23 protein-coding genes are annotated in these 19,645 nt (G+C 59.3%); 14 read left to right on the top strand and 9 right to left on the bottom strand.

The window, feature by feature from the left end:
• Positions 1–160: 160 nt before the first annotated feature.
• Positions 161–742 carry a DJ-1/PfpI family protein gene (locus AC07NR_RS01845; protein ID WP_007957909.1) on the top strand — a complete coding sequence of 194 codons (582 nt, stop codon included), beginning with the start codon at positions 161–163 and terminating at the stop codon, positions 740–742.
• A gap of 22 nt (positions 743–764) precedes the next feature.
• Entirely contained in the window at positions 765–1,109 is a 345-nt protein-coding gene (locus AC07NR_RS01840) for a YegP family protein (protein WP_192553024.1), read from the top strand.
• Positions 1,110–1,172: 63 nt separating this feature from the next.
• On the opposite strand, the gene AC07NR_RS01835 is transcribed toward AC07NR_RS01840, so the two are convergent.
• Positions 1,173–2,054, bottom strand: a complete 882-nt coding sequence (locus AC07NR_RS01835; RefSeq protein WP_265812081.1) for a dihydrodipicolinate synthase family protein — start codon at positions 2,052–2,054, stop codon at positions 1,173–1,175.
• A 26-nt stretch (positions 2,055–2,080) separates the two neighbouring features.
• Entirely contained in the window at positions 2,081–2,863 is a 783-nt protein-coding gene (locus tag AC07NR_RS01830) for an aldolase (RefSeq protein WP_495077687.1), read from the bottom strand.
• 108 nt (positions 2,864–2,971) lie between these two features.
• Here AC07NR_RS01830 and AC07NR_RS01825 point away from each other — a divergent pair, with 108 nt between their 5' ends.
• Entirely contained in the window at positions 2,972–3,514 is a 543-nt protein-coding gene (locus AC07NR_RS01825; RefSeq protein WP_085729963.1) for a helix-turn-helix domain-containing protein, read from the top strand.
• Between the two features lie 102 nt (positions 3,515–3,616).
• Here the strand turns inward: AC07NR_RS01825 and AC07NR_RS01820 are convergent, their stop codons facing one another.
• A complete protein-coding gene (locus AC07NR_RS01820) occupies positions 3,617–4,636 on the bottom strand; it encodes a DUF4917 family protein (RefSeq protein ID WP_248738064.1) in 1,020 nt (339 codons plus the stop codon).
• 154 nt (positions 4,637–4,790) lie between these two features.
• On the opposite strand from AC07NR_RS01820, the gene yiaY reads away from it, so the two are divergent.
• Positions 4,791–5,939: an L-threonine dehydrogenase gene (yiaY, locus tag AC07NR_RS01815; protein WP_495077686.1), complete on the top strand. Its 1,149-nt coding sequence runs from the start codon at positions 4,791–4,793 to the stop codon at positions 5,937–5,939.
• On the opposite strand, the gene AC07NR_RS01810 is transcribed toward yiaY, so the two are convergent.
• From AC07NR_RS01810 to AC07NR_RS01800, 3 genes are all read right to left on the bottom strand, one after another.
• Entirely contained in the window at positions 5,936–7,102 is a 1,167-nt protein-coding gene (locus tag AC07NR_RS01810) for a multidrug effflux MFS transporter (protein ID WP_495077685.1), read from the bottom strand. The two genes, yiaY and AC07NR_RS01810, sit on opposite strands and share 4 nt — an antisense overlap.
• Positions 7,103–7,119: 17 nt before the next feature.
• Positions 7,120–8,349, bottom strand: a complete 1,230-nt coding sequence (locus tag AC07NR_RS01805) for an aminotransferase class I/II-fold pyridoxal phosphate-dependent enzyme (RefSeq protein ID WP_495077940.1) — start codon at positions 8,347–8,349, stop codon at positions 7,120–7,122.
• A gap of 217 nt (positions 8,350–8,566) precedes the next feature.
• On the bottom strand, positions 8,567–9,055 hold the full coding sequence (locus AC07NR_RS01800; RefSeq protein ID WP_495077684.1) for a DMT family transporter: 489 nt from the start codon (positions 9,053–9,055) through the stop codon (positions 8,567–8,569).
• A 78-nt stretch (positions 9,056–9,133) separates the two neighbouring features.
• Between AC07NR_RS01800 and AC07NR_RS01795 the strand changes: the two genes are divergently transcribed.
• The 8 genes from AC07NR_RS01795 (at position 9,134) to AC07NR_RS01760 (ending at position 14,957) form a co-directional block, all read left to right on the top strand.
• The gene (locus tag AC07NR_RS01795) at positions 9,134–10,045 is read left to right on the top strand and encodes a LysR family transcriptional regulator (protein ID WP_495077683.1); all 912 of its coding nucleotides are present in this window, start codon (positions 9,134–9,136) and stop codon (positions 10,043–10,045) included.
• Positions 10,046–10,065: 20 nt separating this feature from the next.
• Complete coding sequence (locus AC07NR_RS01790) at positions 10,066–10,803, top strand: PA3715 family protein (protein ID WP_305834747.1); 738 nt, start codon at positions 10,066–10,068, stop codon at positions 10,801–10,803.
• Positions 10,804–10,838: 35 nt separating this feature from the next.
• Positions 10,839–11,558, top strand: a complete 720-nt coding sequence (locus AC07NR_RS01785; protein ID WP_305834746.1) for a PA3715 family protein — start codon at positions 10,839–10,841, stop codon at positions 11,556–11,558.
• A 4-nt stretch (positions 11,559–11,562) separates the two neighbouring features.
• Positions 11,563–11,979 carry a fosfomycin resistance glutathione transferase gene (gene fos, locus AC07NR_RS01780; RefSeq protein ID WP_192553032.1) on the top strand — a complete coding sequence of 139 codons (417 nt, stop codon included), beginning with the start codon at positions 11,563–11,565 and terminating at the stop codon, positions 11,977–11,979.
• A 60-nt stretch (positions 11,980–12,039) separates the two neighbouring features.
• Entirely contained in the window at positions 12,040–12,678 is a 639-nt protein-coding gene (locus AC07NR_RS01775) for a LysE family translocator (RefSeq protein WP_495077682.1), read from the top strand.
• Between the two features lie 77 nt (positions 12,679–12,755).
• Positions 12,756–14,105: a sensor domain-containing protein gene (locus AC07NR_RS01770; RefSeq protein WP_495077681.1), complete on the top strand. Its 1,350-nt coding sequence runs from the start codon at positions 12,756–12,758 to the stop codon at positions 14,103–14,105.
• A gap of 117 nt (positions 14,106–14,222) precedes the next feature.
• Positions 14,223–14,378, top strand: a complete 156-nt coding sequence (locus AC07NR_RS01765; RefSeq protein WP_082302357.1) for a KGG domain-containing protein — start codon at positions 14,223–14,225, stop codon at positions 14,376–14,378.
• Between the two features lie 75 nt (positions 14,379–14,453).
• A complete protein-coding gene (locus tag AC07NR_RS01760; RefSeq protein WP_248738054.1) occupies positions 14,454–14,957 on the top strand; it encodes a DUF4142 domain-containing protein in 504 nt (167 codons plus the stop codon).
• Between the two features lie 44 nt (positions 14,958–15,001).
• Here the strand turns inward: AC07NR_RS01760 and AC07NR_RS01755 are convergent, their stop codons facing one another.
• Positions 15,002–15,412 (bottom strand): low affinity iron permease family protein, encoded by a 411-nt coding sequence (locus AC07NR_RS01755; RefSeq protein ID WP_305834743.1) that lies wholly within the window; start codon positions 15,410–15,412, stop codon positions 15,002–15,004.
• Positions 15,413–15,627: 215 nt separating this feature from the next.
• Between AC07NR_RS01755 and tam the strand changes: the two genes are divergently transcribed.
• On the top strand, positions 15,628–16,398 hold the full coding sequence (gene tam, locus AC07NR_RS01750; protein WP_305834742.1) for a trans-aconitate 2-methyltransferase: 771 nt from the start codon (positions 15,628–15,630) through the stop codon (positions 16,396–16,398).
• Between the two features lie 1,001 nt (positions 16,399–17,399).
• Here tam and AC07NR_RS01745 read toward each other — a convergent pair.
• A complete protein-coding gene (locus AC07NR_RS01745; protein WP_305834740.1) occupies positions 17,400–18,128 on the bottom strand; it encodes a class I SAM-dependent methyltransferase in 729 nt (242 codons plus the stop codon).
• A gap of 518 nt (positions 18,129–18,646) precedes the next feature.
• Here AC07NR_RS01745 and AC07NR_RS01740 point away from each other — a divergent pair.
• Positions 18,647–19,015 (top strand): DUF6124 family protein, encoded by a 369-nt coding sequence (locus tag AC07NR_RS01740; RefSeq protein WP_495077680.1) that lies wholly within the window; start codon positions 18,647–18,649, stop codon positions 19,013–19,015.
• Positions 19,016–19,235: 220 nt separating this feature from the next.
• Here AC07NR_RS01740 and AC07NR_RS01735 read toward each other — a convergent pair whose 3' ends face one another.
• Positions 19,236–19,643, bottom strand: a complete 408-nt coding sequence (locus tag AC07NR_RS01735) for a type II toxin-antitoxin system HicB family antitoxin (protein ID WP_085710213.1) — start codon at positions 19,641–19,643, stop codon at positions 19,236–19,238.
• Between the last annotated feature and the right edge of the window lie 2 nt (positions 19,644–19,645).

Here is a 19,645-nt window from a genome sequence, read left to right as displayed (position 1 = left end):
CAGATTCGAAAGTGGCAGGGAGGTGCATTCATCTAGCCACAAACCACGGCAACCGGGCTGTTACAGCTGAGCGCAGAGTTATCCATACAGTTTGCGAACGCTGGCGCGGCTCTTGGACTACTTTGAATACTCCTGTGCATTCACCCGAGGAGTCCTGTCCATGGCCGCGAAAAAGATTCTGATGCTGGTCGGCGATTACGTCGAAGACTACGAAGTGATGGTGCCGTTCCAGGCCCTGCAAATGGTCGGTCACACCGTGCACGCCGTGTGTCCCGATAAGGCCGCCGGCAAAACCGTGCGCACCGCGATCCATGATTTCGAAGGCGATCAGACCTACAGCGAAAAACCCGGTCACCAGTTCGCCCTGAACTTCGATTTCGCCAAGGTCGATGCCAAGGATTACGACGCACTGCTGGTGCCCGGTGGTCGTGCGCCGGAATACCTGCGGCTGAACGAAAAAGTCCTGGAACTGGTGCGAGCCTTCGACAAGGCCGGCAAGCCGATTGCTGCCGTCTGTCACGGCGCACAACTGCTGGCGGCGGCTGGGATTCTCGAAGGACGCGAGTGCAGCGCCTATCCGGCCTGTGCCCCGGAAGTGCGGCTGGCCGGTGGCACTTACATCGATATCCCGGTCACGGACGGCCATGTCCAGGGCAATCTGGCCACCGCTCCAGCGTGGCCCGCGCATCCGAAATGGCTGGCCGGGTTCCTGGGGTTGCTCGGGACTAAAATCACCCTGTGACCCATCGGTAAGGAGACGCAGCATGTCCGGATGGTATGAGTTGAGCAAAAGCAGCAATGGCCAGTTCAGGTTCGTGCTGAAAGCGGCGAATGCCGAAACCATTCTGACCAGCGAGTTGTACACCTCTCACAGTGCCGCCGAAAACGGTATCGCGGCGGTGCAGGGCAACAGTCCGCTGGATGAGCGCTACGAGAAGAAAACGACGAAGGACGGCCATCCCTATTTCAACCTGAAAGCGGCCAATCACCAGATCATCGGCAGCAGCGAGTCCTATTCGTCGGAGGCGGCGTGTGCCAAAGGCATTGCTGCCGTAAAGGCCAATGGGCCGACCAAGGTGATCAAGGACAAAACCCTGCCGGTACTTTGAATCCAGCACAAAAAACCTGTGGGAGCGATCTTGGTCCCACAGGTTTTTTTGTGTTGCGTGAAATCAGCGCAGGGTTTTGAGAATGGCCTGCAACTGATTGCGTCCGGCCTCGCTCAGCGGGAACACCGGCAGGCGTGGATCGCCGACTTCCAGCCCGGTGTCACGCAGCCCGGCCTTGATCGTCGCCGGCAAACCACCCTTGAGGATGAAATCCAGCAGCGGCAACTGGCGATAGAACAGTTCCCGCGCCTTGCCCAGGTCTCCCGCCAGCGTGGCTTCGTACAGATCCAGGTTGAGTTGCGGAATCAGGTTCGGCGCCGCCGTGCACCAGCCCTTGGCGCCGGCCGCGAAGGCTTCCAGCGCCAGCGGATTGCAGCCGTTGTAGAACGGCACCCGGCCTTCGCCGAGCAGTTGCAGCTTGTGCATGCGCTGGATGTCGCCGGTGCTCTCCTTGACCATGGTCACGTTTTCCACGCCGTTGACGATGCGCAGGATCAGTTCCACCGACATGTCGGTGCCGCTGGTGGCCGGGTTGTTGTAGAGCATGATCGGCACGCCGATGCTGTCGCCTATAGCGCGGTAATGCGCAAGGATCTCTGCTTCGGTGAGCTTCCAGTAAGACGCCGGCAGCACCATCACCACGTCGGCGCCGTGGGCTTCGGCGAAGCGTGCGCGACGCACCGCTTTGGCGGTGGTCAGGTCGGATACGCTGACCACGGTCGGCACCCGTTTGGCCACGTGTTTGATGCTGAATTCGGCGACCTGATCCCACTCCGCATCGCTCAGGTAGGCGCCTTCGCCGGTGCTGCCCAGTGGCGCGATGGCGTGGACGCCGCCGGCGATCAGCCGGTCGATAGAGCGGCCGAGGGCCGGCAGATCAAGACCTTCGCCGTTGGCGCCGAACGGGGTGATGGTGTAGCCGATGATGCCGTGAATGTTGGACATGAGAGTGCTCCGCAAGGATGAGATATTCAGTTCAGGCAATCGGCGTGCTGGCGCAGGTTCTGCCGGGCGTAGTAGTTGAATGCGGCGGCGTGGCGTTTGGGTTTCGACACCCAGTCATGGGCCTCGCGACCCAGTTCGGGAATGATCGGTTTGATCGTCCCGGCGGCCATGGCCAGCAATTGCAGTTTCGCGGCGCGTTCGATCAATTGCGCGATGACACAGGCTTCCTCGATGGTCGTGCCGGTGGACAGCTGACCGTGGTGGGAAAGCAGGATCGCCCGTTTATCGCCCAACGCCCCGGCAATCAGTTCGCCTTCTTCGTTACCCACCGGAACGCCCGGCCAGCCTTCAAGGAACGCGCAGTCGTCGTACAGCGGGCACAGGTCCATGTGGGAAATCTGCAACGGTACTTCCAGCATCGACAGCGCGGCAATGTGCGTCGGGTGAGTGTGGATGATGCAGTTCACGTCCGGGCGGGCGCGGTACACCCAACTGTGGAAACGGTTGGCCGGGTTGGCCATGCCGTGACCTTCGAGCACTTCCAGGTCTTCGTTGACCAGCAGCAGATTGCTCGCGGTGATTTCATCGAACCCCAGCCCCAGTTGCTGCGTGTAGTAAGTGCCCGGCTGCGGGCCATGGGCGGTAATCTGCCCGGCAAGGCCCGAATCGTGGCCGTTTTCGAAGAGGATCCGGCAGGTCAGGGCCAGCTTTTGCCGGTCCGTCCACGTATTATCCGCCAGGCTTTTTTGCATCTGGGTCAGCGCTTGCTTGACCAGTTCGTCTTTGGGTAGTGCTAATGTCTTCGCCATATCCGTGTCCTGTGGTGGTTGCCATGGATGACACTTAAGAGGCTATATGACACTTTGTGTCATTGGCAAGGACAAATCGTCTTTCCTTTGCTGGAATAATCGCTTCGCATGTCTATCCGTTTGAAATTATTGAGAAAAAAACTTGGCGTAACCCTTGAGGCGCTGGCCGAGAAATCCGGCATGACCAAGAGTTATCTGTCGAAAGTCGAGCGTGGATTGAATACGCCGTCGATTGCCGCTGCGTTGAAACTGGCGAAAGCGCTGAACGTGAAGGTCGAGGAATTGTTCTCCGAAGACAACGTCAGCCTCGACAGCTACAGCCTGGTGCGCAGCCACGAACGCCAGTCACTGGCGGCCAACGATCACAGCCCCGGTTACGCGGTGCTGGCCCATCAGGTCAGCGAGCGCAGCCTGCTGCCGTTCATCATCTATCCGCCGACTGAATTCACCGACAAGACCTTCAAGGAACATCTGGGCGAGGAGTTTCTGTTCGTCCATGAAGGCCGGGTCGAAGTGGACTTCATGAACGAACGGGTACTGCTGGAGCGGGGTGACGCGCTGCACTTCAATGCGCAGAAACCGCACCGGATCCGCTCGGTGGGCGAGGAGCAGGCACAACTGCTGGTGGTCGTGCACAGCAGCGAAGACTGAGTTGATTGGACGGACGCCATCGCTAGCAGGCTAGCTCCCACCGGGAAGTGCATTCCAGCTGTGGGAGCTAGCCTGCTAGCGATGACGCCATAAGCGTCGCCACTAGACTTCGACGGGGACCGACAGCTTCGGATTGCCCAGCGCATGGCTCTTGGAATCAAAGAACCGCAGCTCGGCGCCCGTGCCCTCGAATACCTTTGCATAATGCCGCTTCTGGTGCTGGATGAACGCCGCGCTGCGCGGGTAGATCGAGATCGCCACGGTCTTCGGTTTCGCCAGACGCAGGGCACGCACGATGTGGCTGTCCTGCTCGCCTAGGGCGTGGCCGAAGATGCACAGGCTGTCGCCGTGCGCGAGTAACTGGTCGTAGCAGAACGACAGGTAATCGGAGCTGCGGATGGTCTTGAGCTTGTCGGCGCTCGGCCCTTCGTTGACGAACAGCGGCACGTCGTCGAGGGTCTTGAGCGTGTTGTTGATCGCGAAACTGCCGAGCAGCGTGCCTTCGGTGGCGGTCAGTTTGCGGGCGCTGCCGTCCTGGTTGCGTACCAGATGCAGGCCGCCGTGCAGGTACAGCAGACGCGGTTTGTCAGTGCTGCTTTCGCACAGATCGAAGCTGGCGTCGGGGCCGTTGAACAGGTCGTCGATGGCCTCGCCCCGGTGTTGCAGGGCCCAGTAGTTGAGCAGGTCGTAATTGGTGGTGAACACCGTGCGATAACTGGCCAGTTCGCGGTTCAGGATCGTCAGGGTCGACGCTTCGACCAGTCGCCACGGAATGTGCAAATCGTGGACGGCGTTGATCAGCGCCTCCTTGATCGCGTAGTAGCGATTGCGCGGTGCGGCCGAGCTGACGGCCAGTGCCTTGTTGACCCGACTGGTGGTTTTCAGCGCGCCAAGCACCTGCTCGAAACTGCGCGTCTGCATCGCATCGAACACGCTCAGTTCCGACGGGCTCAGCGGCTTTTCTTCCACCGTGCGGGCGTTTTCGAACAGCGAGTCGTAGCCGAAATCGTCCCACACCGCACGGCTGGCGCCGTTGCCCACCAGCAAGCCGCTGAAGTCGGTGGTGGCGCGTAACGCGTTCCAGTCTTCGAGGGTGGCGTCGACATCCAGAAAATCGGTCATTGCAGGGCACGTCTCAAAACAAGGGGCAGATGGGCGGCGACTTTATCACGAGCGGGCATTGAGCCAGATCAACATCCGCCGTGACCGATCGGTCGATCCTGTATGCATCCGCCGGATCGCAGGAGTCGATCCGGCCCCTGTCAGGAGACGCGCCATGAGCAGCACCTTTTTCATTCCCGCCGTAAACATCATGGGCAGCGGCTGCCTCGACGACGCCATGAATGCCATCCGCAACTACGGATTTCGCAAGGCGCTGATCGTTACCGACGCGGGCCTGGCCAAGGCTGGCGTGGCGACCATGATCGCCGAGAAACTGGCGATGCAGGACATCGACTCGGTGATCTTCGACGGCGCCAGACCCAACCCGAGCATCGCCAATGTAGAGGCCGGGCTGGCGCTGCTCAAGGACAGCCGCTGCGATTTTGTGGTGTCACTCGGCGGCGGCTCGCCCCACGACTGCGCCAAGGGCATCGCCCTGTGCGCAACCAACGGCGGGCAGATCCGTGATTACGAAGGCGTCGATCAATCGACCAGGCCGCAATTGCCGCTGATCGCCATCAACACCACGGCCGGCACCGCCAGCGAGATGACCCGCTTCTGCATCATCACCGACGAAACCCGCCACGTGAAAATGGCCATCGTCGACCGCAATGTGACTCCGCTGCTGTCGGTCAACGATCCGGCGCTGATGGTCGCCATGCCGAAAAGCCTGACCGCCGCCACCGGCATGGACGCGCTGACCCATGCGATCGAAGCCTACGTGTCCACGGCCGCCAACCCGATCACCGACGCCTGCGCGCTGAAGGCGATGACCCTGATCAGCAACAATCTGCGACTGGCGGTTCGCGACGGCAGCGATCTGGCGGCGCGGGAAAACATGGCGTATGCGCAGTTTCTCGCCGGCATGGCGTTCAACAATGCCTCGCTCGGCTACGTACATGCGATGGCGCACCAGTTGGGCGGTTTCTACGACCTGCCTCACGGGGTGTGCAACGCGGTGTTGTTGCCCCATGTGCAGACGTTCAACGCGCTGGTCTGCGCCGATCGCCTTACTGATGTGGCCCACGCCATGGGCGCCGACATCCGTGGTTTCAGCCCGGAGGAGGGCGCAAAAGCCGCGATTGACGCGATCCGTTGCCTGGCCAAAGACGTCGACATCCCCGGCGGCTTGCGTGACCTCGGCGCCAAATGCACCGACATCCCCGTTCTTGCCGCCAATGCCCTGAAAGACGCCTGCGGTTTCACCAACCCGCGGGCGGCGGATCAGCGGCAGATCGAGGAAATTTTCCGCAGCGCGTTTTAAGCGGACTGACGATCGGGCGTGAACCTCGTGCAGAGCACCGCGCCCGCCGCCAGAAAGCAACACAGCAGCGACAGCGGCCACGCGTGGGGACCGGCCAGCAGGCTGGCCACCGCGCCGATCAACGCGGCCATCAATTGATGAATGAAACCGCTCAGGGCCATCGCGTAAGCGCCGGCAATCGGCGCTCCATCGTTGGCCCGTGACAGGCTGATCGGATAGTTCAGCGACTGGCCGAACACGGCGACGCAGTAAGGCAGCCAAAGCAGCCAGGCAACGGAACTGGCCAACAGGCTGCCAGCCAGCATCACCCCGCTCCCGGCCATTACCAGGCCCACACCCAACGCCATCAACCGATGCTGACCGGTACGCAGCACAAAGCGATTGACCGCCAGCGCCCCCAGAAAATACGCCGCACTGATCGGCCAGCCCAGCAGCCCGTAGTCGGTCGTCGACCAACCGAACGGGCCCTGCAGAATCAACGGCGCAGCGCTGTTGAACGCGATGATCACGCCATAACCCAGACCGCCCGCGAGCGCAGGGAGAAGAAACGCCCGATGGCTCAGAATCCTTCCGTATACCGCCCAGGGCGACGCGGTTGCGGGCGTCTCGACGAGTTTCGGAAAATTCAGGCGCGAGACAATCGCGGCCATCAACAGGCTGACCGCACCCAACAGATAGAAGATCGCCTGCCAGCCCAGCGTCACCTGAATCAGCGAGCCGGCGTATTGGCCGATCCCGAGCGCGACAACGAACGAAATCGAAATCCACGACAGCGCCTTCGCCAGCAGATCGCCCCGGAAACTGTCACGGATCAGCACCCGCGCCATCACTGAAATGCCGCTGGCGCCGATCCCCTGAACCAGTCGCAATAGCAGGAACGACTCCAGCGTCGAACCCAGCGGCAGCGCCAGGTTCGCCAGCCCGTAAATCCCCAGCGCCGCCAGCAACACCGGTTTGCGTCCGACGCGTTGTGCAAGGCTGCCCCAGAGCAACATCGGCAATGCCATGCCGATCAGGTACAGCGACAAACCCCAGGCCACCTGCGTTGCATCGACCTGCAAGTGCCCGGCGATCTGCGGCAACGCCGGCAGGTAAATACTCATGCCCAACTGGGCGAGGAACACAGTGGAGCAGGTGATGAGCAGGATGAGGCCGGGGTTCATGAGTCGTCCGTGAAGGTTCAGCGGTCGCGATGGCCGCCGTGAGTCAGTAACAGTCCGGTGATCAAATCACAGAATTGGTGGATCAGTGTCGATTCCATGTCGGCGCGCAGGGTCACGCGGATCGCGGCTTTACCTTGAGCCACCACCGGGAAGAACACCGCGCTGGTGAAAAAGCCGTGTTCGGCCAGTTCAATGGCAATTCGAGTGGCCAGGGCGGCCTCGCCGCAGTTGATCAAACGGATGGCCATGGGGCTGCCGTGCTGTTCGCTGCTCAACAGGCTGTCGAACAGGCGAATATTGGCCTGGAGCCGAATCTGCAATGCACGCAGTTCTGCACTGCGATGCAGCTGGATCGAGGCAAGGCCCGCACCGATGGCCGCGCAATTGAGGCTTTGTGACCAGTTGCTCGGCCCGCCGTAACGCTGGATCAATTTCCGCTGCCGCTCATTGCCGAGCATCACCAGACCGCCGCTGGCTCCGAACGATTTGGCCAGCGACGCGACGATCAGGCAATCCTCTTCCAGCGCCGGCATTCTTGGCCGTACAAGACCGGCGCCGTTGCTGCCGACCGCCGACAACGCGTGAGAATCATCGAGATATAGAAACAGACCGTAACGTTCTTTCAGGTACAGCAGACCGTCCAGATTGGCCACACCACCCATGCTGTAGGCACCGTCGGCGATGTAGGCGACGGTGGTGTGGCGCTGGCACACCGATTCGAGAAAATCCATGTCGTTGTGGGGGCAGGTCAATACCTGGGTTTCATCGGCGCAACTGGCCTTCAGGTGATTCATCGAATAATGGGCCAGGCGATCGAACACCATCACCGGTGGACGGTTGTGCGTAAACACGCCGCTGGCCAGCAATGGCAGGATCCCGGCACTCGCGGCGCTGCAGGACAGAGTGCTCAGACACACGGCGCCAAACAATTGCGACAGCTCGCTTTCGTATCGGTCGAGCAGCGCCAGTTTGCAGCGGTTTTTCGAATTGGCTACGCGCAGTGTGCCGGTTTCCCGTAACGCCGCGATGGCGCCTTCCAGCAGGGCGGGATGGTGGTCGAGGCCCAGATAGGACGTGGTGCAGAAATGATGTAACTGGCGCCCGTGCTGATCGAGCAAATGGTTGCAGCCTTTGACTTCGACGTTGAGGGCGGCGATTTTTCCGGCTTCGGCGGCCTCCCAGTCGTGGTCGGCCAGCGCGATGACTTTGCGATAGTTGGTGAAGGTGTGGGTGGTGGTATCGGGCAGATGGTTCAAAGCAGCTCTCCTTGAGCATGGCAATCCATGGGGTGTTGCAATTTGTGTGTGTTGCCAGACTTTACAGAGCGCGACTTCGGGTCAGAATCGGCCATATCCGATAGCGCTGAGGGCTGTTGGAGTTTTGCTTGTAGGGCGATACCCCGCACGGTTGTAAGGCGGTGAAATGCCCGACAACCCAGGTAGTGAAGGGCTTACCTTTGCCCTGTTATCCAACGGCGGTGGCGCTCTTTTCCAGCGCCGGGGAGAACTGGATCAGCACCACGCCTGCCATCAGCAGCACCGCGCCGAATACCCGGGGCAATGTGAGTTGCTTCTCCAGCAGTCCGAATAACCCGAAGTGATCCAGCACCATCGAAGCCAGCACCTGTCCGGCCAGTGCCAGCGCGACAAAACCCGATGCCCCGAGTTTCGGCACCAGCACCACCGCCAGTGCCACAAAACACACCCCGAACGCACCACCGGCCCACATCCACAGCGGCGCCTTGCCGATGAAAACCAGCGATGGCAACGGCAAACGCAGCGCGGCAATCACCGGCAACAACACCAGCACGCTGACCAGCAATGACGCCAACGTCGCCCACAAGGGATGGCCCAACCCTCGGGCCAGATTGGTATTGATTGCACTTTGAAACGGGACGACAGCCCCGGCCACTGCCGCCAGTAGCAACAGACCGGCCCAATGCAACGTACTCATGATCGTTCTCCAGCAAGGTTTTGCTGGACTCTAGGGTATTCGTCGCGCAGATTTAAATTCTGTTTTGTCATGCGGAACATGCATCAGATGAATGATCTTCGGCGCATCGATCTCAACCTGCTGGTGATCCTCGACGCCCTGCTCGGCGAGCAGCACGTCACCCGCGCTGCGGAGCGTCTGCACTTGAGTCAACCGGCGGTCAGCCATGCGCTGGCGCGATTGCGCGACCTGCTCGGTGATCCGCTGCTGGTGCGGGCCGGTTCGGGGCTGGTGCCTACCGCCCGAGCGTTGGAACTGGTTGCACCTCTGGCCGAGGCCCTGGCTCAGGTGCAATCGCTGCTGGCGCCGAACACTTTCGCCCCGGCCAGCGCCCGTCGGACCTTTCGGCTTGCGATGTCGGATTACGGCGCGGCGATTATCCTGCCCGGCCTGATTCGTACGTTGCGCCGCGAAGCACCGGGCATCGACCTGCAAATCAGCCACGCCAGTCGCGAAGGGATGGTCGAGGGGCTTCTCAACGGCGACATCGACCTCGCTGCCGGCGTGCTCCCGGAGTTGCCCGGCGAGTTGTGCAGCACGCCGCTTTTCGAGGAGCGCTATGTCTGCCTGCTGGATCGTCAAAGCCTTCCCGCCGAAGGTGTTCTCGACCTGCCAACCTACCTTTCCCGACCCCACGTTCTGCTGGAAATGCGCGGCAGCGGCACGCCGGAAATCGAACGTACCCTGACCGCCCTGCGCGAGCGCCGCCGCGTCGCCGTCAGCCTGCCGCACTGGAGCGTCGCGCCGCAGTTCATCAGTGGCACGGATCTGATCCTCACGGTGGCTTCGCGGGCGTTGAATGATATTGATGAGGAGGCGCTGATCGTCGTGCCACCGCCGTTCGAGATCGCACCATTTACCTTTGTCTCGGCGTGGCACAAGCGGCGGGGTGGGGATCAGGCGTTGAACTGGTTGAATCGGCGGATCGGGGAGGGGATAGTGCGCGGCTGAAAAACATCAAGGAGCGGGGCGTGACAGTGAAGTCTGGGGTGATGGGGTGTCTGGCGCTTTGCGGGGCGTTGATGGCGGGGCAGGTTTTGGCTGATTGTGTGCCTGCGCCAGTGACGAACCCGCGGGATTTTTCCGTTTGCAAGGAGTGGCCGGCGTATCCCGGACTAACGCTGAATGCGGTTTCGAAGTTTGAGCCGGATCCGGTGTATGGCAAAACCGGTGATGTCGGTAGTTACGACCTTGCTCTTTCTGTCGTTTCGGTCGAAGTTTCAGAGCCTCTGGCCACCTATTACAAGCCTTCTGCATTCTTGTCCGATGCCTTCGCGCTGGAAAGTGTGGAGTTCGATACCGCGCGCTACAAATTGACCCCTGAAATTCGGGCTTTTGGTGTACGTGTCGTTTTCAAAGGCTCTTCCCGCGTCAATCCCATGGATGAGACTTCGCTGTCCCTTTACGTGAAAGAGGGCGACACGTTACGGCCAGTTCTGGATCGGCTTGTGATGTATCGCTACAACGGAGAGTGGGATGGAAATTGTGCGGGCGAACGTGCCAGTACCCTGCGCACTATCGAAATTGGAAAGACCAGTTCTCATGGTTACGCCGATCTGATCGTCAGATCGGTGACGACGGGAGTTGTTGGAAAAGGTGATCCAGACACTTGTGAAGAGAAAACCACAACCGGTAAACCTGTGCTGACAACCCTTCGCTATGACGGTAAATCATACGTTTTGCCTAAAGGTTTCAAAGCCATCGAGTGATACAGAACCAACGCGACTTATTTCAAGGAAGAACAATGTTTACCCCAACCCGACTTTTCATCGCCCTCGGTTTTCTGGCTATCACCACTCAGGCCCACGCCGCCTGTGAGGTCAAGAAACTCGACGGCCATTCCCTTTCACGCTGCAAGGTGTGGCCGGCCTTCCCGGACAAGGCGATCTCGGCGAAGTCCACGTTCGTGCCGGATTCGGAAGGTGATCAGGACGGAGTATTTGATCTGGAACTGTCGCTGCTCAACGCTTCCGACGCCAAACCACTGGCGACTTATGCCAAGCCCGGTGCCTACAACTCTGATGCCACCCGGTTCGACGACCTGAAGATCGATACCGCCCGTTACCGTCTCGCATCGGACGTTCGCGCCTTCGGGTTACGTTCGGATTTCTCTATCCATCTCTCCAGCGCCAACCCTTACTCGAGGACAGATTTGGCGCTGTACGTACGTGAAGGTGCCAAGTTGCGGCCGGTGCTTGAGGGGCTGGTCATTCGCAAGGTATTCGGTGAGGGTTCGGGGGATTGTGAAAACAAGGACACGCAAATCCGCAGGACCGTGGAAATCGGCCCGTCCAGCCACAATGGGTTTGCGGATTTGATCGTTTCTTCGAGTGGTTCGGTATCCTCATCGACCCAGTCAGGCAAAGAGTGCGTTTCCAAAACCACCGACCTGAAAAACACCCAAATCACCCTGATCTACGACGGCAAGCAATACACCATCCCCGAAGACCTCCGAGGTTACTGACCTGATGCTCACCGGCCTCAACCACCTGACCCTCGCCGTCAGCGACCTGGATCGCAGCCTCGCGTTCTACCGCGATGTCCTCAAGCTGCGAGTCGAGGCCACGTGGGACGCCGGTGCCTACCTGTCGCTCCCGGGGCTGTGGTTGTGCCTGTCCCTCGATGCGCAACGCCAACCCGAGCCCGCCGCCGACTACACCCACTACGCCTTCAGCCTCGGCGCTGCGGATTTCCCGCTGTTCGTGCAGCAGCTTCGTGCCGCGAACGTGCAGGAGTGGCGCGACAACCGCAGCGAAGGTGCGTCGTTCTACTTCCTCGATCCGGACGGTCACAAACTCGAAGCGCATGTCGGCGATCTGGCCTCGCGACTGGCCGCGTGTCGGCAAAAGCCCTACGCGGGGATGCGTTTTTTCAACGAGTCGTGAATATTCACAAACCGCTGGGATAGACTGGCGGCCACGTTTTCCGGCGCTTGCAGGTATTCCATGACTCCATCGTTGCTTATGGCCGTGCTGGCCTCGGGTTTCATCTACGGCATCACGCCGGGGCCGGGTGTGCTGGCGGTGTTCGGCATCGGCGCCGCGCGCGGTCGTCGGGCCGGGGCGGGATTCCTGTGCGGGCATCTGCTGGGCGATGTGATCTGGTGCAGCACCGCGCTGATCGCGATTGTCGGCGCCCGGGAAATCGGCAGCACCGCGTTCGATGTGCTCGGTGTGCTCAGCGGTCTGTACCTGTTCTGGCTCGGCTGGCGCGCGGTGCGGGCCAAACGCAGCAACGGCGATCAGCCCCAGGGCGCGGCACGTCAGCCGTTCTGGCACGGCATCCTGTTCGGCCTGACCAACCCCAAGGCCTACCCGGTGGCGGTGGCGACGTTCACCGCGCTGCTGTCGAGCCGCGCCGAACTGCTCAGCTGGTCGATGCTGCCGATGCTGATTGCCTTGAGCTTCCTCGGCGGATTGCTCGCCTACGCTATTCTCATTGGCGTTGTCGGCGCCCGTCAGGTGCGTACGCTGTATCAGCGCCATGAACTGGCCATCACCCGGTTGTGCGGGGTAATGTTCATCGGTTTCGCCATCAATGCCCTGGTGCACGCGTTGCCGGGGCTGATGCCGAGCAAGACTTGAAGAAAATCGCTGGGACGCGAGGTCGAGGTCAGGGACGGTTGATCAGTGCTGCATTGCCCGGACACCCACGCTGAACCATGGAAAGCCGAAATTCTGCGCCCTTGGCGAGTTACATCGATCTGTTGCTGGACGCCGTTTGTGCGGTCGACAAACAAGGTCGCTTCGTTTTTGTCAGCGCAGCCTGCGAGCGGATTCTCGGCTACACCCCTGACGAGTTGATCGGCCAGTCGATGATCGACTACGTCTATCCCGCCGACCGTGAACGCACCCTGGCCGCCGCCAGCGACATCATGGGCGGCGAGCCCAAGCACAATTTCGAAAACCGCTACGTGCGCAAGGACGGCAGCCTTGTGCATATCCTCTGGTCGGCACGCTGGTCGGAAGTCGATCAACTGCGCATCGCCGTGGCCCGGGACATCACCGAGCGCAAACTGGCCGAATCCCGACAGGCGGCGTTGTATGCGATCTCCGAGGCGGCTCATGCGGCGGAGGATCTGCTGGCGCTGTTCAAGCGCATTCACACGATCATCGGCGAGTGGCTACCGGCGCTGAATTTCTCCGTGGCGCTGTATGACGAACACTGTGCAAAACTGAATTTCCCCTATCACGTCGACGATGACGAGTTGCAACCGGAGCAACCCGGCACGGTGACCGGTCGACTGTGCGCCGAGGTCATCCGCAGCGGCCAGCCGATCCTGCTGACCCCGGATTGCCCGCAGGCCCCGGCAGGCTTCGAAGCGCTGGTGGCAGGGCAGCAATCGCCTTGCTGGCTCGGTGTACCGTTGAACTCGAAGAACGGCACCATCGGCGCCCTGATCGTCAAAAGCCTGCCCGGCGGCGAACGCTACACCGAGCGCGACAAGGAACTGCTGCAATACGTCTGCGCCCAGGTCGCCACCGCCATCGAACGCCAGCAATTGCACGCCCGCCTGCGGCGCATGGCGCAATACGATCAACTGACCCAATTGCCCAATCGCGAATTGTTGCGTGATCGGCTGAAGGCTGCGCTGGCCAGCGCTCGGGAAACCTCGGGGCACATGGCGCTGCTGTATGTCGATCTGGATCGCTTCAAGCAGGTCAACGACACCTTCGGCCACGGCGTCGGCGACATGCTCCTGCAGACCGTGGCCAACCGCCTCAAGGGCTGCGTGCGCGAGACCGACACCGTGGCGCGGATCGGCGGCGACGAATTCGTGGTGCTGCTGCACAGCGTCCACGCCCCCGACGATGCCGACAACGTGGCGGAAAAGATCCGACAGGTGCTGGTGCAACCCATGCGTCTGGACGGGCACAACCTGCACATCGAGCCGAGCATCGGTGTCGCGCGTTTTCCCGAGCATGGCCACCATGAGCAGCAACTGTTTCGCCACGCCGATCAGGCGATGTACGCCGCCAAACGGGAAAATCATCGGGCGCGGGATATCTGACTGGCGGCCGCCGTTCGTCGCGGCAACGGCAACTTTTCTAAACCTTTGGGGGCTGGCGAATTCTCAATCCAGGCGGGCATCTGCTCGCTGACGATCAATACCAAGAGGAAGAGAATCATGCCTAACTCAAGAAACTCGAACTCGGGAAACTTTGCCAACGATCGAACGAAGGCCTCTGAAGCCGGTCGCAAGGGTGGGAAAACCACCACCACGACTGTCGATAAAGAACCTAAAACTGAAATGGGCCGCAAGCCCGCTCAGAAATCGAAGTAGTCGGCGAAGGTTGTTTTGATTGAGAGGCGGGGGCGCAAGCTCCCGCTTGAATTTGCCGAGAAGGAGGGCGCGACCATGAGCCGGATGGCCACCCGAGTACGCAACATCAGTTTTGTCACCCTGCTGGGCCTGAGTGCCGGCAGCGCATTTGCCCAGTCGCCCGCCGACTTCATCAACGAAGCCTCGGCCAAAGGCATGGCCGACATCGAAGCCAGCCGCCAGGCCCACAGCAAGGCCGAATCCAAAGAGGTCAAGGATTACACCATCGTGGTCATCAACGACCGCACCACGGCCAACCAGCATCTGGCGAAAATCGCCAAGAAGCTGGATCTGCCTGTGGCACCGCGCGAAGAGCTTGCCGACAAGGCCAAGACGCTGATTCCGGAAGTGAAGGATGGCGCATCTTTCGATCAGGCCTATGCCGCGAGCCAGGTCAAAGCCACGGAAGAAGCCATCGAACAGATCCAGCAGGAAGCTCAGACCACCGACGTGCCGGAAATCAAGGCCTTCGCCGACGAGACCCTGCCGAAACTGCAAAGCCACCTGGAGATGGCGCGCGCGCTGCAAGCCAGTCGCTGAAACCGGGTCAAACAAAAAACGGCGCTCAAGGCGCCGTTTTTTATTCAGCAGTCATTCAGGTCCTGCTTCGGTTTGCTCTTGTGCCCCAGTCCCTCCAGGTCGAACACCTCGTTTTCACCCAGAGAACGGTAGTGCCTGCGCAACGCCTCCAGCTGCTTGAGATCCAGCGACTCCAGCCCGAGCATCGCGTTCTGCGCCTCCTTGTTCACCCGCAGCAACTCATCGAGCTTCAGATGCAGGATGTCGGTATCGCGGTTCTGGGTGTTCTGGATCAGGAACACCATCAGGAACGTGATGATCGTGGTCGAGGTGTTGATGATCAGCTGCCAGGTGTCATTGAAATGAAAAATCGGCCCGCTCAACCCCCACAGCCCGATCAGAATCAAAGCCCCCATGAACGTCTTCGGACTGCCGGCCCAGAGTGCAAGCGTCTGGGAAATCTTTGCGAATTTCATGGCGGTATTCCTTGTGGGGGGAGCTTGAAATTCAGACAGCGGGGGAGGGAGGAAAATTCTGCTTACAGTTTTCTGCTCTTTATGGAAACTGCCGCAGACGGTAATCCCGGCGATATCGGACGTACGTAGGGGAAGGCAGATAAACACGTTCGCTGTATCGTGACGGCAGCCGCTTTTTCCACGTTTCGCCAAAACGTCCAAGACAGGAGAACGCAATGACCTGGTCCGCCAAACAATACGTCGCTTTCGAAGATGAACGCACCCGCCCGGCCCGTGACCTGCTGGCGGCGATTCCCACGGGGGAGGCGCGCTCCGTGGTCGATATCGGTTGTGGCCCCGGCAACTCGACCGAGCTGCTGGTGGAGCGTTTTCCGGGGGCGAAAGTGCAGGGGCTCGACAGTTCGCCGGACATGATCGACGCCGCGCGCAAGCGTCTGCCGCAGTTGCAGTTCGAGGTGGCGGACATTGATAAGTGGGCGGATGCAGGGCCGTTCGATGTGATCTTCGCCAATGCGGTGTTGCAGTGGGTGCCGGATCACGGGACGTTGCTGCCGGCACTGGCGGGCAAGCTGGCGCAGGGTGGCAGTCTGGCGATTCAGATGCCGGACAACCTCAACGAGCCGTCCCATCGGTTGATGCGCGAAGTGGCTGCCAACGGGCCTTGGGCCAGCAAACTGGCCGGTGCGGCGGGGCAGCGGACCGAGATGGCGGATGCCAGTGCTTATTTTTCGATGCTGCGTCCGCATTGTTCGCGGGTCGATGTGTGGCGCACCACCTATCACCATCAGTTGGCGGGCGGCGCTTCAGGCGTTGTCGAATGGTTCAAGGGCAGCGGTTTGATTCCGTTCCTCAGTCCGCTGACGGAAGCGGAGCGGGCGGACTATCTGGCGCACTATCTGGCGGAGGTGGCGAAGGCTTATCCGGCGCTGGCGGATGGGGCGGTGTTGTTGCCGTTTCCGCGGTTGTTCATCGTCGCGACTCGATGAACGCTAGTAGATTATTTGTTATGGGTATTCTTATTGGTGCTGGTGGAGAAGGGTGTGTGAGCAATATTGCGTTGAAGAAATTTGATTCCTTAGCAATAGAATTTTCTAAGGTTTTTTTTCATCGATCGGTAAAAGGTGCATGGAGGTATCGGCACTTTAAATTCGCTATTTTTATGTTTGCTTGTATGTTGATTAGTTGTGCGCTTTTTTCATTTTCTGGCCTTTTTATAAAGCAAGGCTTGTTTGATTTTATATCGTTGATTTTTTTGTTTTTGATGGTGTTTTTTGAGATTGTCGCAATTGTAATTCTTGAAAAGTGGTATGAGCCAATATGGCGTTCGATAAGCCTTCGCAAGGCGGGTTTGCTTGGTTATGGGGCGATTTATAGTCGGCGAGACCTGCATCATTACAAAGAAAAGTGGTTGAAACGGGCGTTTTCTGTAACTCCTGACCGATATATCGAGTTGGTCAAGGCTGTTGTTGAGGCAGAGGAGCTGAGAAAAGCTTCTAAAGGACGTATGAAGCATTTAGGGGATAGATTTTTGTCTGGGTTTTTTAGCCTTAAACCACTAGGCGGGTTGTCGCTTTTGTCTATTCTGTTTGTGGTTGGAAGTGTGTTGTTAAAGGTTGCTGGCTCTAATTATAAGATGGTAATGGAAAATGTTGAGTTGATTTTTTCAGAGTTTTGGGTTCGGTTTGCTGTTTGGGGGTTGGTGTTTGTTTTGGGTGTGATGTGTGTTGGTATACTCCTAATGGTAGGAGGTGGAGTATTGCAAATGATTTTAGAAAGAAAGATGGGTATCTGCTCTCCTACATCCAGAGAGCGCCTCATTTGGCAGTTGATCAATTCGTCTGTGGTGGTCTTTAAATAAATCGAGTTGTGGGGCATGTATTCTTGACTGACACTACGTTTCGTGGCGTTCGAGAGTGAAAGGCTCATTTCTTTTCTACAAAACTTTACGGAAAGGGGAGAGCACTATCGCAATTCTCCCCGTTACGGTTTAACGCTCCACGGAAATTAACATCATCATCGGCCGCTCGCGCTCCTCGGCGAGCGCCGGTTGTGCGGCCACTTCTGCATCGCTCGGGCCCCATTCGTTGACGTGTTGAATCGTGAAGCCTGCGCCGATCAACGCATTGAGTAGCGTGCCGACCGTACGATGCTGCTTGATCACGCCGTCCGCCAGCCAGTTCGTAACCCGCTCGCCTTCCATCTGATAACTGTCCAGCGGCCAGCGCTTGTGGCCCTCGCTGTCGACCAGCCAGCCCGGATTGCGCGGCGCCATGAAGATCGGGTGCTCGATGGAAAACACAAAGTGCGCACCGGGTTTCAGCGCCGCATGCAGCTTGGCGAACAGCCCCGAGAGATCCTTGATGTAGTGCAGGGCCAGTGAGCTGTAGGCCAGATCGAAAGTGCACGCAGGCAAGTCGAGCTGTTCCAGGTCGGCACGTTCGTAGCGGACGTTCGCGGCCGAGGTGGTTTCCTTTGCTCGTTCGAGCATTTTCTCCGAGACATCCAGCCCCAGCACCTCGGCTGCGCCTTGTTCGCTGGCCCAGCGGCAGAACCAGCCGTAGCCGCAGCCCAGATCCACTACCTGCAAATCGTGGAGGGAGGGCAACAAGGCTTTCAGCGCCGGCCATTCCGGCGCGGCATCGAGGCCGCCGATGGAGCGGTTCATCTGGCTGTAGCCCTGGAAAAATTCGGGGTCGTCGTAGATGTTCTGGGTCATGGTTTGGTGCTCGTCTGAATTTGGTTCGGGTGGCTCAACGGCCACGATTTGAAGTCCCTCGAAACGTGATGGCGCGTATTCGTCGATGGCCGCGCAGGGGGAGGGTGGTGGGTGATGGGGAAATGCTAGCGGGTCGTGGCGAGTGTGAGAACCGACGGAGTGTTGGGGATCTGTAAACGCGGTTTTTCGATTCGGGATGTTTAAAGAGTGGGTCCAGTTTGCTGATCCTTCCCACAAGGTTTTCAGGTTGTCCGTCGGAAGTGCGGGCTCTAGCCTGTGAAGGTCGCTGATGAGTCGGCGATCGGGATTGGAACCCCGAGGAGAGTTGGAACGTACAATCGTTATTCATGACGTATGCTGCGCACCTTGAATGTGTGCACTCTGTTATGGCGGCTGTGCGCGGGAGACCTTCGGGTCTGCCGGGTTGTCTCTCCCCGGGTTCCAACCTGCGTACAGCTGCCTCCTTTCGCGTGGAACCGAATGGGTCAGCTCAAACTTGTACTTTGAGAGATGAAATCATGTTCAAACCTACTCCGAACCCACCTGAAGTCGAAACCGACCCAACGTCCCCCTACACCTCAATCGACTCCAGAAAACTCAACGACGCCGCCAATCGCGCCCTCGATCACTACCTCTGTCCCGGCGCCCATGTCATGGGCACGACCAACCAGCCTGAACCGATGTTTCTCGCCAACCCGGCCTACAACACCGAATCCCTGCTCGCCAACGCCTGCGAATCCCTGGGCTCGGCCAGCGAAATGCTCAGCAACTTTGCCGCCGTGCTCGAGCCGTCCCATCGCAGGACAGCGCTGGGGATTGCGCAGGTCGTGATGCTGGGGGAATTGGCGGTGAATCAGGCGCTGGATCATGTTGAGGTGAAGGGCTGATGCATTGTTTTGGTGAAAAGGCTGAGCCGGATAAATAGCAAAATATAGTGAAATCTAACGGTATATAGAGACTCCCGTTATACGCCGGTAGATTTATGTAGAAACAAGCAGTTTTGAGGCTGTCATAAATCCCGGCGTCGCTGAATCGAAAACAACTACACCGAAGCGACGTTTCAGCGGGTAAGAAAAACCGGTCTTCAAGACCGGTTTTTTATCAGCTTCAACCTTGCTGCAACACCTTGAGCGCCGCCGAGGCCAGAAATCCGGAGCGGCTTTTCTCTTCCGGGTGGTGCAACACGTATTCATCAATACGGTTCAGCAGGTAGCCCGGTAATGTGATGTTGAGTTTCTGGGCTTTGCCCAGGTATTTGGTTACATCGATGTCCACCAACGCCCACGTGCAGCCGGCGTATTTTGGATTGGCGGCATGCAGCGTGACCTTGTTGGCTGGCGGGATCGGCGAACCGTCCTCGGCCAGAATCTCGAAATGGCCTTCGATGGCTTCGCGAGCCATGGCCATTGCGTCGTCCAGATCATCTCCAGCGGAGAAGCAGCCCGGAATATCCGGCACCTCCACTCCCCAGGCATGTCCTTCGTCACCCACTGAAATCGCGATCGGGTAAAGCATGT

The organism is Pseudomonas sp. GW821-FHT09C09, from assembly GCF_059418105.1.
The sequence above is the reverse complement of the archived record's forward strand: the minus strand, read 5'-3'. Positions and strand labels throughout refer to the sequence as shown.

Excerpts from the sequence above, each read along its gene's own strand:
- AC07NR_RS01845 (WP_007957909.1), top strand. The coding sequence starts at position 161 with ATGGCCGCGAAAAAGATTCTGATGCTGGTCGGCGATTACGTCGAAGAC.
- AC07NR_RS01840 (WP_192553024.1), top strand. The coding sequence starts at position 765 with ATGTCCGGATGGTATGAGTTGAGCAAAAGCAGCAATGGCCAGTTCAGG.
- AC07NR_RS01835 (WP_265812081.1), bottom strand. The coding sequence starts at position 2,054 with ATGTCCAACATTCACGGCATCATCGGCTACACCATCACCCCGTTCGGC.
- AC07NR_RS01830 (WP_495077687.1), bottom strand. The coding sequence starts at position 2,863 with ATGGCGAAGACATTAGCACTACCCAAAGACGAACTGGTCAAGCAAGCG.
- AC07NR_RS01825 (WP_085729963.1), top strand. The coding sequence starts at position 2,972 with ATGTCTATCCGTTTGAAATTATTGAGAAAAAAACTTGGCGTAACCCTT.
- AC07NR_RS01820 (WP_248738064.1), bottom strand. The coding sequence starts at position 4,636 with ATGACCGATTTTCTGGATGTCGACGCCACCCTCGAAGACTGGAACGCG.
- yiaY (WP_495077686.1), top strand. The coding sequence starts at position 4,791 with ATGAGCAGCACCTTTTTCATTCCCGCCGTAAACATCATGGGCAGCGGC.
- AC07NR_RS01810 (WP_495077685.1), bottom strand. The coding sequence starts at position 7,102 with ATGAACCCCGGCCTCATCCTGCTCATCACCTGCTCCACTGTGTTCCTC.
- AC07NR_RS01800 (WP_495077684.1), bottom strand. The coding sequence starts at position 9,055 with ATGAGTACGTTGCATTGGGCCGGTCTGTTGCTACTGGCGGCAGTGGCC.
- AC07NR_RS01795 (WP_495077683.1), top strand. The coding sequence starts at position 9,134 with ATGCATCAGATGAATGATCTTCGGCGCATCGATCTCAACCTGCTGGTG.
- AC07NR_RS01785 (WP_305834746.1), top strand. The coding sequence starts at position 10,839 with ATGTTTACCCCAACCCGACTTTTCATCGCCCTCGGTTTTCTGGCTATC.
- fos (WP_192553032.1), top strand. The coding sequence starts at position 11,563 with ATGCTCACCGGCCTCAACCACCTGACCCTCGCCGTCAGCGACCTGGAT.
- AC07NR_RS01775 (WP_495077682.1), top strand. The coding sequence starts at position 12,040 with ATGACTCCATCGTTGCTTATGGCCGTGCTGGCCTCGGGTTTCATCTAC.
- AC07NR_RS01770 (WP_495077681.1), top strand. The coding sequence starts at position 12,756 with ATGGAAAGCCGAAATTCTGCGCCCTTGGCGAGTTACATCGATCTGTTG.
- AC07NR_RS01765 (WP_082302357.1), top strand. The coding sequence starts at position 14,223 with ATGCCTAACTCAAGAAACTCGAACTCGGGAAACTTTGCCAACGATCGA.
- AC07NR_RS01760 (WP_248738054.1), top strand. The coding sequence starts at position 14,454 with ATGAGCCGGATGGCCACCCGAGTACGCAACATCAGTTTTGTCACCCTG.
- AC07NR_RS01755 (WP_305834743.1), bottom strand. The coding sequence starts at position 15,412 with ATGAAATTCGCAAAGATTTCCCAGACGCTTGCACTCTGGGCCGGCAGT.
- tam (WP_305834742.1), top strand. The coding sequence starts at position 15,628 with ATGACCTGGTCCGCCAAACAATACGTCGCTTTCGAAGATGAACGCACC.
- AC07NR_RS01745 (WP_305834740.1), bottom strand. The coding sequence starts at position 18,128 with ATGACCCAGAACATCTACGACGACCCCGAATTTTTCCAGGGCTACAGC.
- AC07NR_RS01740 (WP_495077680.1), top strand. The coding sequence starts at position 18,647 with ATGTTCAAACCTACTCCGAACCCACCTGAAGTCGAAACCGACCCAACG.
- AC07NR_RS01735 (WP_085710213.1), bottom strand. The coding sequence starts at position 19,643 with ATGCTTTACCCGATCGCGATTTCAGTGGGTGACGAAGGACATGCCTGG.